This is a genomic window from Pedobacter nanyangensis, assembly GCF_003313505.1.
GTDB classification, from domain to species: Bacteria; Bacteroidota; Bacteroidia; order Sphingobacteriales; family Sphingobacteriaceae; genus Pedobacter; species Pedobacter nanyangensis.
In genome coordinates, this window is the sequence record NZ_QMHO01000013.1 from 70,832 (window position 1) to 86,349 (window position 15,518).

The 15,518-nt window shown below is 41.9% G+C and carries 13 protein-coding genes; 10 read left to right on the top strand and 3 right to left on the bottom strand.

The window, feature by feature from the left end:
* Positions 1 to 46: 46 nt before the first annotated feature.
* Entirely contained in the window at positions 47 to 1,018 is a 972-nt protein-coding gene (locus DUT71_RS17310) for a polyprenyl synthetase family protein (RefSeq protein WP_113663805.1), read from the top strand.
* A complete protein-coding gene (locus tag DUT71_RS17315; protein WP_113663806.1) occupies positions 1,018 to 2,073 on the top strand; it encodes a TerC family protein in 1,056 nt (351 codons plus the stop codon). Before DUT71_RS17310 ends, DUT71_RS17315 begins: the two co-directional genes overlap by 1 nt.
* A gap of 46 nt (positions 2,074 to 2,119) precedes the next feature.
* Here DUT71_RS17315 and ruvC read toward each other — a convergent pair whose 3' ends face one another.
* Positions 2,120 to 2,683 carry a crossover junction endodeoxyribonuclease RuvC gene (gene ruvC, locus DUT71_RS17320; RefSeq protein WP_113663807.1) on the bottom strand — a complete coding sequence of 188 codons (564 nt, stop codon included), beginning with the start codon at positions 2,681 to 2,683 and terminating at the stop codon, positions 2,120 to 2,122.
* A 276-nt stretch (positions 2,684 to 2,959) separates the two neighbouring features.
* On the opposite strand from ruvC, the gene DUT71_RS17325 reads away from it, so the two are divergent.
* From DUT71_RS17325 to DUT71_RS17345, 5 genes are all read left to right on the top strand, one after another.
* A complete protein-coding gene (locus DUT71_RS17325) occupies positions 2,960 to 3,937 on the top strand; it encodes a hypothetical protein (protein WP_113663857.1) in 978 nt (325 codons plus the stop codon).
* A complete protein-coding gene (locus DUT71_RS17330; RefSeq protein ID WP_113663808.1) occupies positions 3,915 to 5,051 on the top strand; it encodes a glycosyltransferase family 2 protein in 1,137 nt (378 codons plus the stop codon). The genes DUT71_RS17325 and DUT71_RS17330 overlap by 23 nt, the downstream gene beginning before the upstream one ends.
* Before the next feature lies 1 nt (position 5,052).
* Positions 5,053 to 6,141: an ABC transporter permease gene (locus tag DUT71_RS17335; RefSeq protein WP_113663809.1), complete on the top strand. Its 1,089-nt coding sequence runs from the start codon at positions 5,053 to 5,055 to the stop codon at positions 6,139 to 6,141.
* A 340-nt stretch (positions 6,142 to 6,481) separates the two neighbouring features.
* Positions 6,482 to 7,108: a ribonuclease HII gene (locus tag DUT71_RS17340; protein WP_113663810.1), complete on the top strand. Its 627-nt coding sequence runs from the start codon at positions 6,482 to 6,484 to the stop codon at positions 7,106 to 7,108.
* Positions 7,083 to 8,285 carry a glycosyltransferase family 4 protein gene (locus DUT71_RS17345; protein WP_113663811.1) on the top strand — a complete coding sequence of 401 codons (1,203 nt, stop codon included), beginning with the start codon at positions 7,083 to 7,085 and terminating at the stop codon, positions 8,283 to 8,285. The genes DUT71_RS17340 and DUT71_RS17345 overlap by 26 nt, the downstream gene beginning before the upstream one ends.
* 141 nt (positions 8,286 to 8,426) lie before the next feature.
* On the opposite strand, the gene DUT71_RS17350 is transcribed toward DUT71_RS17345, so the two are convergent.
* Positions 8,427 to 8,864 (bottom strand): carboxymuconolactone decarboxylase family protein, encoded by a 438-nt coding sequence (locus DUT71_RS17350; RefSeq protein ID WP_113663812.1) that lies wholly within the window; start codon positions 8,862 to 8,864, stop codon positions 8,427 to 8,429.
* A 165-nt stretch (positions 8,865 to 9,029) separates the two neighbouring features.
* Positions 9,030 to 9,608, bottom strand: coding sequence for a Crp/Fnr family transcriptional regulator (locus tag DUT71_RS17355; protein WP_113663813.1), 579 nt, complete (start codon positions 9,606 to 9,608; stop codon positions 9,030 to 9,032).
* Positions 9,609 to 9,854: 246 nt separating this feature from the next.
* Between DUT71_RS17355 and DUT71_RS17360 the strand changes: the two genes are divergently transcribed.
* The 3 genes from DUT71_RS17360 (at position 9,855) to odhB (ending at position 15,379) form a co-directional block, all read left to right on the top strand.
* Complete coding sequence (locus DUT71_RS17360; protein WP_113663858.1) at positions 9,855 to 11,141, top strand: DASH family cryptochrome; 1,287 nt, start codon at positions 9,855 to 9,857, stop codon at positions 11,139 to 11,141.
* A 115-nt stretch (positions 11,142 to 11,256) separates the two neighbouring features.
* Positions 11,257 to 14,052 carry a 2-oxoglutarate dehydrogenase E1 component gene (locus DUT71_RS17365; RefSeq protein ID WP_113663814.1) on the top strand — a complete coding sequence of 932 codons (2,796 nt, stop codon included), beginning with the start codon at positions 11,257 to 11,259 and terminating at the stop codon, positions 14,050 to 14,052.
* Between the two features lie 94 nt (positions 14,053 to 14,146).
* Entirely contained in the window at positions 14,147 to 15,379 is a 1,233-nt protein-coding gene (odhB, locus tag DUT71_RS17370) for a 2-oxoglutarate dehydrogenase complex dihydrolipoyllysine-residue succinyltransferase (RefSeq protein WP_113663815.1), read from the top strand.
* The last annotated feature ends 139 nt before the right edge of the window (positions 15,380 to 15,518 follow it).

Below are 15,518 nucleotides of genomic sequence, written 5' to 3' on the forward strand. Positions count from 1 at the left end.
GCTTTTAATAGAAATTCAACTAAGTTTGCAAACACATTTTTGCCAGATGCCCGGAATAGATCAAATTAAGCAGCCTATTGCAGCAGAAATTGATGCCTTTGAGGTGAAATTCAAGGAATCGATGCATAGTAATGCGCCCCTGCTCAATAGAATAACCCACTATATCGTTAAGCGAAAAGGGAAGCAGATGCGCCCGATGTTCGTGTTTTTTGCGGCCAAGCTTTGTGGCGGCATTGTCGAATCTACGCATAGAGGTGCTGCTTTGGTAGAGTTGTTGCATACCGCAACCTTGGTGCACGATGATGTGGTGGACAATGCCTACGAGCGTCGCGGTTTCTTTTCCATCAATGCCCTTTGGAAAAACAAGATTGCCGTTTTGGTGGGCGATTATCTGCTTTCCAAAGGATTACTGCTTTCGGTAAACAACAATGATTTTCATTTGTTGAAGATTGTATCTGAAGCGGTAGAGCAGATGAGTGAAGGGGAGTTGCTGCAGATCGAGAAGGTGCGTAGGATGGACATCAGCGAGGAGCTTTACTTTAACGTAATCCGTCAAAAAACGGCTTCGTTAATTGCTTCGTGCTGCGCATGTGGGGCGGCTTCAAGTGGCGCATCGGATGAAATGATCGAAAAAATGCGGCTATTTGGCGAATTGGTGGGAATTGCCTTTCAAATTAAAGATGATACCTTTGATTTTGGAACAGACGATGTAGGTAAGCCGTTGGGGATTGATATTAAGGAAAAAAAGGTAACCCTGCCATTGATTTATGCGTTAAACCGCGTGGATAAGCCTGAACGCAAGCGCATCATCAATTTGGTGAAAAACCATCACGACGATCCGAAAAAGATCCAACAGATCATTGATTTTGTAAATGACAATGAAGGCGTACACTACGCCAACCAAAAAATGTTAGCATACCAGAACAAGGCTTTTGAAATTTTGCATTCCTTCCCAGAGGGCGATGCCAGAACTGGTCTTGAACAATTGGTTAGATATACCACTGAACGTAAGAAATAATGTCGCACGAGCTATTGTTTATTGGCGGATTTTTACTCTTTATTGTATTTATCCTTGCCCTTGATTTAGGTCTTTTCAGCAGAAGAGAACATGTAGTAAGTTTAAAGCAGGCCGGTATCATGAGCTTTGTGATGGTGGTATTAGCCCTCAGTTTTTACCTGCTGCTTATTTTAAAAGGCGATTATCTGCATGGCATTGATAGTATGGACAAGCTAGAACAGGTAATTAAGTCCCATAAGCACCCGATAAGCATTGTTCCCGGCAATTTCGAAGCCAGTTTACAGCTCTACAAGCAAAACTTAGGGATTGAGTTTTTAACGGGCTACGTAGTTGAATATGCCCTTTCGGTAGATAATATCTTCGTGATCGTGCTCATTTTTTCGGCTTTTGCAGTGCCAGAAAAATACTACCACCGTGTACTGTTCTGGGGTATTTTAGGAGCCATCATCATGAGGTTTATCTTTATCTTCGTAGGTGCGGCCTTAATTAACCAGTTTGAATGGATTTTATATGTGTTTGGAGCCTTTTTGGTTTTTACGGGTATAAAAATGTTTTTCTCTAAGGAGGAAGACGATAAAATCGATCCAGAAAACCATCCGGTCGTGAAGTTTGCGTCACGCTTTTTCAAGATCCATCCCAAATATGAAGGCAAAAAGTTTTTTCACAAAATCAATGGAAAGAAGCTTGTCACTCCTTTGTTCTTGGTACTGCTAATTGTGGAGTTCACCGATTTGATTTTTGCGGTAGACTCCATCCCGGCAATTTTTGCGGTAACCAAAGATGCCTATATCGTATTTTTCTCTAATATTTTTGCCATTATGGGTTTGCGTTCCATGTTCTTCCTTTTGGTAAACATTATCCACAAATTCCATTATTTGAAAACTGGTTTGGCGGTTTTGCTAACTTTTATCGGAATAAAAATGCTTGGCCACGGCTACTTAAAGGTATGGGGCTTCACTACCGAACATTCATTGATTATCATTGTAGGTATTTTGGCACTGAGCATTATTGCTAGTTTAGCATTTCCTAAGAAGAAAGAAGCGCAGAAAGCGTAACTAAAATGTACTAAGGTGTTTTAGGTGATCATAATAATCTATTAAATCATTTCACCCGTTTCTTATTGTCGCTTACAAAAGCTTCCCAACCGGAATAGGTTTTGCTTTTGCCAGAAGTAGCTATTTTTTGAAAAGAATGACAAACCGCTACCGCTAAGCCGTCGGTAGCATCCAAAAACTCAGGAGTTTCATTAAAATTGAGCAAGCGTTGCAGCATGGCCGCAACCTGTTCTTTGCTTGCGGTACCTTTGCCCGTAATAGATTGTTTGATTTTCCTTGGGGCATATTCCGTTACCGAAATATTTCTGGACAAGGCCGCAGCCATGGTTACCCCTTGGGCCCGGCCCAGTTTTAACATAACCTGTACGTTTTTGCCGTAAAAGGGAGCCTCTATGGCCAAGGCATCAGGTTTATAATTGTCAATAAGGCCAATGGTTTTTTCGAAAATACGCTGAAGCTTTAGGAAATGGTCGTCCAGGTAGTCAAGACGTATAACCCCTAGGCTTAGTAGCTCTATTTTACTGCCCTTTTCCAAAATCACTCCGTAGCCCATAATTGCTGTTCCTGGATCTACCCCCAAAATAATACGCTCCTTTTTTTCAACCAACATGGTACAAAAATAGAACTTATTATCCAACCTTTTACATTTAGCCACAGATGGACAGCTTTTGTTCTCTTTCAATCAATCAATCTATAATATTTCATTCAATACCGGTTTCAGTAAAGGAAAAAATATCACTTTTTAACTTTTATCTGTGTATCTGTGGCTGTGTTTTTCAAATACGTAATTGGTTTTTTTCAGTCTCTTTTTCATCTAAAAAATAGCCCGATGATAGACATCAACTCAAGTTTATTAAGCATATTTGCACACACAAAAAGCATTAGTTTGACCTCCCGTTATAAAAAAATACTATCCAACCTGATCAAAATAGCCGTAGTGGCTCTTGCTTTTTGGTTCATTTATCAAAAAATCACCAATCATAATGATCTAAAGGAGTTTGTTGCCCTGCTGCGGGATATTCCAGCTTTGCAGATTTATACGGTGCTGGGCTTTGTGTTTTTGCTCATGCTGTTTAACTGGGGCCTGGAGGCTGTAAAATGGAAGCGCTTAATTGAAAGGGTTGAGCAAATTAGTTTATGGCGAGCTATTGAATCGGTGTTTTGTGGTTTAACATGGGCCGTTTTTACCCCCAACAGATTGGGCGAATATGGTGGGAGGGTTTTTTTCCTGTCGCCCAAGCGACGTGTAGTAGGCGTGGTGGTTATGACCGTTGGAAACATTGGCCAATTGGTACTTACCAATGTTTTTGGGGCCATTGCCGCCTGTATTTTTGTATACCGCTTTATTCCGTTGGAACCAATTCTTTTTGCCGCAATTTGTGGGATTTCGTTGGTGTTTGCCCTGTTTTTCCTGATTTTTTATTTCAACATCAAATGGCTTAACGGACTTTTGCTATCCGTTAAGTTCACTCGCAAATACGCTAAGTTTTATGCCGTTTTGGGACGTTACCAAAAAAAGGAATTACTTCAGATTTTGTTGTTCTGCCTGGGCAGGTACGCGGTGTTTACCACCCAATATTTGATCATGTTCCTTTGGCTTATCCCCGAGCTGCACCTGGTAGACGTGCTGATGTTGGTGCCTATCCTGTTTTTTGTACAGTCTACCTTGCCCTCGTTGGATTTATTGGATATTGGAATTAGAAGTGTAACGGCCCTGTTTTTCTTTAAATACATTACCCATCAAAATATTGTAGTGGTGGCCTGTATTGCCAGTATTTGGCTCATCAATATTATAATTCCTGCTATCTTAGGTTCTTATTTCGTATTTAAACTCAACATCTTTGGAAATACTCGACGCAATTAACTACTTCTCGGCATTTTTAACACTCATTTATGTATTTGTGGTGGCTACTTTTATTGTAGGGTGGAAAAGAATTAGGCCCTTTCAGAAAAATAAGTCGTTGCCTAAAACTTATGTGTCTATTATTATTGCTGCCCGTAACGAAGAGGATAAAATTGCCAAAACCATTGATGATGTATTGGCGCAACAGTATCCCAGGGAATTGTTTGAGTTGATTGTAATTGATGACCATTCAACCGATCGCACGGCGGAAATTGTTATCAGCTATGCCGCAAATGGCGTAAAGCTGATTAGGCTAAATGAAGATAGGGCTCTTAACTCATACAAGAAAAAGGCTATCCAAACGGCTATCGACGAGGCAAAGGGCACTTTAATTTTGACTACCGATGCCGATTGCCGAATGGGCTCGCAGTGGTTGCTAACTATTGTAAATTGTTACGAAACCGAGGGCTACAAAATGATTTCATCGCCAGTGGCTTATTTTGAGGAGAAAACCATTTTCGAAGACTTACAGTCCCTTGAGTTTAGTTACCTCATTGGGTTGGGAGCATCAACCATAGGCAACAAAAACCCAAGCACTTGCAACGGGGCCAATTTAGCTTACGAAAAAAAGGCGTTTATTGAAGTTGGAGGCTTTAAGGGTATCGATGATTTGGCCTCGGGCGACGATGAGCTTTTATTGCATAAAATTGCCGCTATTTACGGAGATAAAATAGGATTCCTTAAAAACAGTGATGCTGTGGTTTATACCCATGCCAAACCAACCCTTGCCGAGTTTATTCAGCAACGCAGGCGCTGGGCTTCTAAAAGTACCCGCTATAAAGACAAATCGGTGATTATTTTGGGCGTAAGCATTTGGTTGTTTAATGTTAGTATTGTGTTAAATGCTTTACTGGGCATTTTCTTTGCCGCTTCACTTCCATTTTTGGTTTTTCAATTAGCCGCAAAAATGTTGATTGAGCTCATTTTCCTCGTTCAAATGACCAATTTTTTTAAAAGAAGGGCACTACTTTGGTGGCTGCCTGCACTCAATATTTTACATGTCATCTACTTTATTTATATTGGCATAGCTGGAAACTCAGGGAAATATAACTGGAAAGGCCGAATGGTAAAATAACATGGCAGATACTACTCAATCCTCCAAAGTTTGGAAAAAATTTAAGCGTAATAAACTTGCCCTGGCTGGCCTTGTTTTTATTGGTTTAATGATGATGGCTGGCGTTTTGGGCTATCTTATTACGCCTGACCAAACACCCTATGCCAATACCATGTACCTGCAGCTCAGCAATAAAAAACCAGGGCGCAGCTTTCAGTTCCTTATCATTAGCCGTAACCCAAACATTAAGCAGGTAGGTGTTTTTGAAAAAATGCTTTTTGGACAGGAGGCCAATATCAAAAGCATCCCGATCACTTCTTATCGGGTAATAGGCCATAAAGTTTTGGCCCGTGAGTATATTGGCGATGATGAACAGGCCGAAGAAGAAGCCTACCCGCTTGTTTCGGGCAAAAACACCTATGAAAAAACCTATTATCTGGGCACCGACATGTATGGGCGGGACTTGTTAAGCCGTTTAATTCTTGGGGTAAGGGTGTCCTTGTCGGTAGGTTTAATGGCCGTGCTCATTTCCATGTTTATTGGGGTGGGCTTAGGTGCCGTTGCAGGTTATTTTGGCGGTAAAATAGATGCCTCCATCAGTTGGTTTATGAACGTTATTTGGTCGTTGCCCTCATTGCTGTTGGTTATTGCCATTTCATTTGCGCTGGGCAAGGGCTTTTGGCAAATTTTTATCGCAGTGGGGCTTTCCACTTGGGTTGATGTAGCCCGCTTGGTGCGCGGCCAGGTGATGGCCCTAAAGCAGGTTGAGTTTGTAGAGGCTGCTAAGGCGCTAGGTTTTTCCAATGGACGGATCATCGTTAAACATATACTGCCCAACATTGCCGGGCCTATTTTGGTGGTGGCCTCGGCTAATTTTGCCTCGGCCATTTTGCTGGAAACCGGGCTAAGCTTTCTAGGTTTCGGTGCGCAACCGCCTATGCCAAGCTGGGGTACGATGATTAAGGAGCATTATGGCTACATTATTATGGATGCTGCTTATTTGGCCGTATTGCCGGGTTTGGCCATTATGTTAACGGTGTATGCCTTCAATTTAGTTGCTATTGGCCTGCGTGATGCTTTTGATGTAAAGAGCCAAAATGCCAGTGTTTAAAATTTTGGCGCTACCTATGGTTCATGCGTAGCGAAGAACGCAAAGCAGCTGCGCATAAAATCTTGCAGCTGAACGTAAGTGCTTGCTGTACAATTTGATGTGTTTGCTGTGGCGAAAGGCAGGTCATCCGTAAGCTGCACAAGGCTAACGGTAATAAACCCGATTGAATGGAAAGCCCGTAAGCGAGTGCCTGCGGAAGGCAGGCAACGAGAGCGGACTTGAAATGAAAAGCGGGGCTAATTTGGTGATGAGCACTATGCCTGCTTTTCAAAAGACCTTTTTGGCGATATAATTTTCGTCATTATTGTAAGTAAGCCTCCAGAAGTGTTATTTTTGTAATATGCTGTTAAACTGCTATCAAATAGAGTTAATTGAAGCTGGCTGCGATGAGGCTGGACGTGGCTGCTTGGCTGGCCCTGTGGTGGCTGCTGCGGTAATTTTGCCCCGGGATTTTTATTTGGAAGGTTTAACGGATTCGAAGCAGCTAACGCACAAACAGCGTGACGAGCTGCGACCAATTATTGAGGAAAAAGCCTTGGCATGGGCCGTGGCTATGGTTGATCACGAAGAAATTGACCGTATCAACATTTTAAATGCTTCTTTTTTGGCCATGCACCGTGCCTTGGACCAACTTGCCCTTCGTCCAGAGTATTTGGTGATTGATGGTAACCGATTTAAGGCCTACCAAGATGTTAAGCATGCCTGCATTGTAAAAGGCGATGGCAAGTACCAGAACATTGCTGCGGCGTCTATTTTGGCAAAAACACACAGAGACGAGTATATGGCGGCATTGGATGCAGATTATCCGCAATATGATTGGAAAAAGAATAAAGGTTATCCAACTATTGCGCATCGAAATGCGGTAATCAACATGGGGCCGTCTCCATATCACCGTAAAACATTTAATGTAACCAGCCCACAGCTGACCATAGAATTTAAACTTGAAAGTACTTCTGCTGAGCTATAGAGTCCCTTTTCCGCCAAATAGCGGCTACCCCATAGTGGTTTATAATACCATTAAAGGACTGCTGGGCCTTGGCGTGGAACTTACGCTGTTTAGCCTCAACAACTCTAAGCAATATGTGGATGTAGACGATATTTACGATCCTGTTTTCGAGAAAATCAACTTTCATTCGTTTACCGTTGATATTGAGGTGAACGCCTGGGATGCCTTTGCCAATATCTTTTCCAACCAGTCGTACAATGTTTCCCGTTACCATGATCATGATGCGGAAAAGGTATTGGAGAATGTTTTGCGTGAGCAGGAGTTTGATATAATACAGTTTGAGGGGCTTTTTGTGGTGCCTTATTTGGATACGGTGAAAGCCCATAGCAAGGCGAAACTGGTTTATAGGGCGCACCATATTGAGCACGATGTATGGGGACGTTTGGCACTGGGCGAACGTTTTACGCCCCGACGAACCTATTTAGAGTTCCTGTCCCGCAGATTAAAGGCTTATGAAACAGAGCAGATCAACCGTTTTCACCAAGTGTTTGCCATTAGTAACCCTGATAGACAAAAGCTGTTGTTGATGGGCTGCCAAACCAGATTGGATGTTTTTCCGGTAGCTTTAGATTTTGAGAAATATAAAATTGATACCAGTAAAACGAGTTTTCCTACTTTGTTTCATTTAGGTGCCATGGACTGGCGGCCAAATAAGGAAGGCCTAGAGTGGTTTTTGGACGAGATTTGGCCTGATATTGAAGAGCTGAGTGGCGAGCTGCGATTTTATATTGCCGGAAAGAACATGCAGAAGCAGTTTTTTGAATACGACTCAGACAACCTGATTGTGGAAGGCGAAGTTTTTGATGCCGTGGATTTCATTAACAGCAAAGCCATCATGATTGTGCCGTTGCTTTCGGGGAGCGGCATGCGGGTGAAAATTATTGAAGGCATGGCTATGCAAAAGTGCATTATTGCCACTACCATGGCAGCTGATGGGATTGATTGCAAGCATGGGAGGGATATTCTGATTGCCGATACGGCCGACGAGTTCTATCGTTGCATCCTTAAGTGCATTACGCAACCTAATAAATGGCAGGAAATAGGTAAAAATGCCCGAAAAACAGCCGAAAAGCACCATGAAATTAACGTGAACGCTAAACGGATGTTAGCTATTTATCAGGAGTTAACGGAGCTCTAAATGCGTACCTTTCTTTTTTGGTCGTTCTTAAATTCATGTCGTTAGGTTTAACTTCGTTGATTTTCGATTCTGCCTGCGGCTGAAATGGCGGTAGTTGTAGAAGACTTGCGAAGTTCCAAAAACTTCGCAAGTCGGAGGGAGTTACCTGGCAACGTCTTTATGCGTGCTAATTGCAATCCTATTCCAGCCGTTAATCGCTACAGTTGCCATAATGATCTGTGCAAGGTAGTTTTCCCCAAAAGTATTCACAGCTTTTTCATAAAGCTCGTCGCTAATACCGCCCTGCTGAATGAGTGTGATTTTTTCGGTAAGTTCCAGTAATATTTTTTCCTCTTGAGTAAACAAGCTTGTTTCACGCCAAGCATTCAATAAAAAGATGCGCTGTTGAGTTTCGCCAATTTTTAGGGCATCTTTAGTGTGCATGTCTAAGCAAAAAGCACAGCCATTTATTTGTGAAGCCCTGATTTTGATCAGCTCGTAGTGGGATTTTTGTAATGAGGTGTTTTGCAGGTAGGTCTCTAGTCCAAACATTGCTTTGTAGGCGTTAGGCTCTAGGCTTAATAAATCTATTCTTTTCATTGTATCAAGTGTTAAAAATTATTCTTTTTGATTAACGATACAAAGTTAAAGCGGGCTGTTGGCAAGAAACTTAAACTGGTTTAAGAAAGCAAAATGCGGCACATTATCTCATCATCACATTATCTCATCATCACATTATCTTATCATCACATTATCTCATTTTGCTTACTTCCCAAAATGCTTTTTCTTGATTTCGCTAAGATATTCGGGCGTGAAGCCAAGGTAAGAAGCCAATAAGTATTGTGGTACCCTTTGCAAAAATGCGGGTTGGCTGTGGGCAAAGTGAAAGTAAAGCTCCTCACTGGAGTATTCGTTGATGTATTTGATCCTTAGCTGGGCAGCCGCAAAGGATTTTTCAAACACCCTTCTGAAATATCGCTCCATTTGAGGGTGTTTGGCCAGCATTTTCTCTTGTGCGTCGTAGTTAATGCTCAAAACTTCCGATTGTTCTACCGCTTGGATACTGAAGGCGCTAGGTTTCTGCTCCAAAAAAGCCAAGTTGTCGGTCATCCACCAACTTTCAATACCAAATTGAGTGGTTTGTTCGGCCCCTGTTTCCTTTACGTAAAATAATCTTAAACAGCCCTTGAGCACAAAAAAGTGTCGCCTGCAAATTTGTCCCTCACTTAACAAAATTTCCTTCTTCTTGGCCGAAATAGGCTCAAAGAAATTCAGAATATCAGCAAAATCACTTTCGCTTACCGTTGCAAATTTTTGGATATGTTTAAAAAGTAAGTTGGACATTAGCCGCTAATATAACTGGATTTGCAGATAGTTTTGCTTCTTTACTGTAATGACTGAATTGGGATGTTAACGGATAAAATCCTAAAGCCAATTTGCCCATGGAATAATCGGCTAACGGCGTGCTTTGCAACACAAACTTTACCTAAAACCTGCCTATGTTATAAATATGTAAAATTGAAGCCGGTTTCAGCACTTTTGAGCTAAATTTTCGCAAATTGCGGGCTCTTAGTTTGAATGGCTACGGATATGGGCAAAAAAATTTTAGTCTGGTTTAGGAATGACCTTCGCTTGCACGATAATGAAGTGCTGGTTGAAGCTGTTTCCAAGGCTGACGAAATTTTACCAGTCTACATATTCGATCCCCGCCATTTTGAGCAAACCCATTACCACTCTTTTAAAACTGGAGCTACCCGGGCAAAATTTTTGATCGAAAGCGTATCGTCGTTGCAGCAAGTGTTAAAGCAAATGGGCGGCAATCTTTTGGTTTTACAAGGACATCCCGAAGAGATATTGCCAGAATTGGTTGAAAAATATGAACTTACGGAGGTTTATCACCATAGAGAAGTAGCTAGTGAAGAAACAGCTGTAAGTGTAAAGGTTGAAGATGCACTTTGGAAACTGAAAGTGAACCTGAAACATTTTATTGGGCATACGCTTTACAATAAAGAAGATTTACCTTTTCCTATCAAGGATATTCCGGATGTTTTTACACAGTTTAAAAAGAAAACAGAACGTGATGCGGTAGTGAAGCCATGTTTCACCACGCCAACAGCCATTACTTTTGTAAATTTAGAAAACTGGGGCGAAATTCCGGAACTTGCCGAACTGTTGCAAAATCCGGCGGCGGGCATGCTTAAAATCAAAACCGATTTTAAAGGCGGCGAGCAGGAAGCTTTGGCGCATCTGCACGATTACCTGCATGCTGGAGAAGGAATGGTGTTGGCCAATGCCACACTTAAAAAGCACGAAATCGTTTCTAAGCTTTCCGCCTGGCTGGCACTAGGTTGCCTTTCACCGCGTGAGGTATACTGGAAAATGAAAGAGGCCGAGGCCAATTATGGTGTAAGACCTTATTTCAACCAAATTGTGTTAGGCTTGCTTTGGAGAGATTATTATCGTTTCATGTTCAAGAAATATGGCAATACTTTCTTCAAACCTCAGGGGTTTAAAAAAGACGGGTTTTCGTTGCGCCTGGAAAATACCGAAGCTTTACAGCATTGGAAAGATGGACAAACCGGGCAGCCCTTGGTTGATACCTGTATGCAGGAGCTGAACACCACGGGGTATATCAATCAAATTGCAAGACAATTGGTAGCTACTTACCTGGTCAAAGAACTGGGCTTAAACTGGGTGTTGGGAGCAGCATATTTTGAAGAACAACTGATAGATTATTGTCCGGCAAGTAACTGGGGTAACTGGGCTGCGATAGCGGGTGTTGGCAATGACCAAAAACTGTCAAATAGCTTTGATTTTGAGAAGCTGCTGAAATTTTTAGACCCAAAAGGTACTTTCGCACAGGTCGTTCGAGCCTAAAAAACCGTCTATGTTTTAATGACAATTTTTAAATTTATTTAAATGCGATTTTATTGCCTTTTCTAAAGGTAAAATCCTAATTTTGCAATACTTATCGTAATAGTTAAAAATACCAATGGATAATTTATCTTATCTCAACGGCACCAACGCCGAATATGTAGAATCCCTATACCAGAGTTATAAAGAAGACCCTAGTTCTGTAGAGTTTGGATGGCAGAAATTTTTTGAAGGTTTTGATTTCGGAAGAGGCGCAGATGCTGCCAATGTGAGTGGAGGAGATGCTCCAGAGCATTTTTTGAAGGAAATCAATGTGCTGAACCTCATCAACGGTTACCGTCAGCGTGGCCACTTGTTTACCAAAACCAATCCAGTTAGAGAGCGCCGTAAACACTTGCCTACTTTAAACATTGAAAATTTTGGCTTGAGCACTACCGATTTAGAAACCGTTTTTAACTCAAGTGTAGAGTTGGGCATTGGCCCAGCAAAGCTGAAAGATATTGTTGCCTTTTTAGAGCAAACTTACTGTGGCCCTATTGGTGTAGAGTACAAATATGTGCGTACCCCTGAGGTATTGCAGTGGTTAGAAAGCAAAATGGAGGGCGAACGCAATACTCCAAAACTATCTAACGATGAGAAAATGAGAGTGGTTAAAAAGTTGAACGAAGCAGTGGTTTTCGAAAACTTTTTGGGTACCAAGTTCTTGGGCCAAAAGCGTTTCTCGCTGGAGGGTGCCGAGGCATTAATTCCTGCACTTGATTCGGTAATTGAAAAAGGAGCTGATTTAGGTATTGAAGAATTTGTATTGGGTATGGCACACCGCGGTCGTTTGAACGTTTTGGCCAACATTATGCAAAAAAGCTATAAAGATATTTTTACCGAATTTGAAGGAAGAAGCTACAATCCGGAAACTCCTTTTGGTGGCGACGTAAAATATCACTTAGGTTACTCAACCGATGTAACCACTAATAAAGGTAAAAACGTACACTTAAGCCTGTGCCCAAACCCATCCCATTTAGAAACGGTAGATGCTATCGTGGAAGGCATGAGCCGTTCGAAAATCGATTTTAAATACAATGGCGATAATGGTCGTTTAGCACCAATATTGATTCATGGCGATGCTTCTGTAGCAGGTCAGGGCATTGTGTATGAGGTGATTCAGATGGCTGGTTTAGATGGCTACAAAACTGGCGGTACCATCCACTTGGTAATTAACAACCAAATTGGTTTTACCACCAACTATAAAGATGCCCGTTCTAGTACTTACTGTACAGACATTGCAAAGGTAACCTTGTCGCCAGTTTTCCACGTAAATGGCGACGATGCGGAAGCATTGGTTTACGCCATTAACTTAGCGATGGAGTATCGTCAAAAATATCGTAATGATGTATTCATTGATATTCTTTGCTACCGTAGATTTGGACATAACGAGTCGGATGAACCTAAATTCACGCAGCCGTTATTGTACAAAGCCATTGAAAAGCACGATAACCCGTTAAAAATCTATGTTGCTGAATTGATTAAAGAAGGCAAGCTGGATGAGGCTGGAGCTAAAGAAATGGAGAAAGAATTTAAAGCTCACCTGCAAACTTCATTGAACGAAGCGAAGGAATATAATGCGGCATTGGCCGAAGTTAAATTTGGTGGCGCATGGGCAGATATGCGTTTAGCTACCGAAAAAGATTTCGAAACTTCTCCGGAAACCGGTGTTAAAAAGAGTACTTTCTTAGAGGTTGCTAAGAGAATCAGCACCTTGCCGAAAGATAAAAAGTTCTTCAAAAAGATTGAGAAATTATTTGAAGAGCGTTTGAAAATGGCTACCGATACCCACATTTTCGACTGGGCCATGGGCGAACAGTTAGCTTACGGCACTTTATTGGCCGAAGGTAAAAGAGTTCGTTTAAGTGGTCAGGATGTGAAACGCGGTACTTTTTCCCATCGCCATGCGGTATTAACGCTGGAGGATTCGGAAGAGGAATACACACCACTTTTAAATATTTCAGAGCAACAGGCTACTTTTGATATCTACAACTCACACTTATCAGAGTATGGTGTTTTAGGTTTCGAATATGGTTACGCCATGGCAAACCCTAATGCATTAACCATTTGGGAAGCACAGTTTGGAGACTTCTTTAACGGAGCGCAAATTGTAATTGACCAATACATTGCCAGTGCAGAAACCAAGTGGCAAAGAGCAAATGGTTTGGTAATGTTGTTGCCTCACGGTTACGAAGGCCAAGGCCCCGAGCACTCTTCGGCACGTATCGAGCGTTTCTTGGAGTTGTGTGCAGAGTACAACATGCAGGTAACCAACTGCACTACGCCAGCTAACTTCTTCCATGCGTTGCGTCGTCAGTTTAAACGCGATTTCCGTAAGCCTTTGGTGAATTTTAGTCCTAAGAGCTTGTTACGTCATCCACTTTGTGTAAGCCCATTGGAAGATTTTACTTCTGGAGGTTTTAAAGAGGTGATTGATGATGTTAACGTAAAAGTTGCTGACGTGAAAAGGGTGGTGTTCTGCTCGGGTAAGGTATATTACGATTTGTTGGATGCACAGAAAAATAACGATGGTAAACATGTTGCCTTAGTTCGTGTGGAACAGTTATATCCAACTCCGGTAGATCAAATGGAAGCTATTGTAGCAAAGTATAAAAATGCGGACGACGTACTTTGGGTACAAGAGGAGCCAGAAAACCAAGGCGCCTGGCCGTATCTGCTACGCAGGCTGAGAAAAACAAAGTTGAGCAACATTGATGTAATTTCGAGAAAAGAGAGCAGTAGCCCTGCAACTGGTTATATGAAACAACATGCCAACCAACAGGCTTACATTGTGGCCAAAACTTTCGAAATTTCGATGGCGGCAGCAAAAGAGCCAGTTAAAAAAGCAGCAAAGAACGTTATTAAAGCAGATTAATTAGATTTGAGAACTGAGATGTGAGATTTGAGATTTTGTTCACTCGCAACATTTCAACTTTAGAACATTTCAACCTTACAACATACATAAAAATATGAGTTTAGAAATCAAAGTTCCGCCAGTAGGCGAATCGATTACCGAGGTAGTATTATCTCGTTGGGTTAAAAACGATGGTGATTTTGTAGAAATGGACGAAATTATTGCTGAGCTGGAATCAGATAAAGCAACTTTCGAACTTACTGCGGAGCAATCAGGAACTTTAAAGGTAGTAGCTAGCGAAGGCGATACCCTAGAAATTGGTGCGGTAGTTTGTACCATTGAAGCAGGTGGCGCTGCACCGGCAAAAGAGACAAAAGCAGAAGCTCCAAAAGCTGAAGCACCAGCGGCAGATAAAGCTGCGGCTCCAGTTGCAGAAAAATCTTCTGGCGAAAGCTATGCAACAGGTACTCCTTCACCTGCGGCAGCTAAAATTTTAGCTGAAAAAGGTGTTGATGCTGCTAGCGTAAAAGGTAGTGGTGTTGATGGAAGAATTACCAAAGATGATGCAAACAACGCACAAGCAGGTAAACCAGCTGCTAAAGCTGAGGCCCCAAAAGCTGCTCCCGCTGCGGCACCAGTTGCTGGTTCAAGAAATGAGCGTGCTGAAAAAATGTCGCCATTACGTAAAACCGTAGCAAAACGTTTGGTAGCAGTTAAAAACGAAACGGCTATGTTGACTACTTTCAACGAAGTTAACATGAAGCCAATTATGGATTTGCGTGCCAAATATAAAGACCAGTTTAAAGAGAAACATGGTGTTGGCCTAGGCTTCATGAGTTTCTTCACTAAAGCGGTATGTGAGGCAGCTAAAGATTTCCCTGCCGTAAATGCTCGTATTGAAGGCGACCAGATCATCTACAATGATTTCGTGGATGTATCCATTGCGGTATCTGCGCCTAAAGGTTTGGTAGTGCCAATCATTAGAAATGCGGAGAGCATGAGCTTAGCTCAAATTGAAAAAACAGTAATTGAGTTGGCTACTAAAGCTAGAGACAGCAAATTGACCATTGAAGAAATGACTGGCGGTACCTTTACCATTACCAACGGTGGTGTTTTTGGTTCAATGATGTCTACACCAATTATCAATGCCCCTCAATCTGCAATTTTAGGCATGCACAACATTATCGAGCGTCCAATTGCGGAAAATAAAGAAGTGGTAATCCGTCCGATGATGTACATTGCTTTATCATACGACCATAGAATTATCGACGGACGCGAATCTGTAGGTTTCTTGGTACGTGTTAAACAATTATTAGAAGATCCAGCTAGATTGTTGTTAGGCGTGTAGACACCTTTCGTCATGCTGAATTTATTTCAGCATCTTTTAAAATACAAAGCCTTGTTCATGAAAATGAGCAAGGCTTTTTTACGTTATGGAGTTCGTTATTCCCGCGTAGGTGGGAGCCACGAAATGCTCAGCGAAGCTA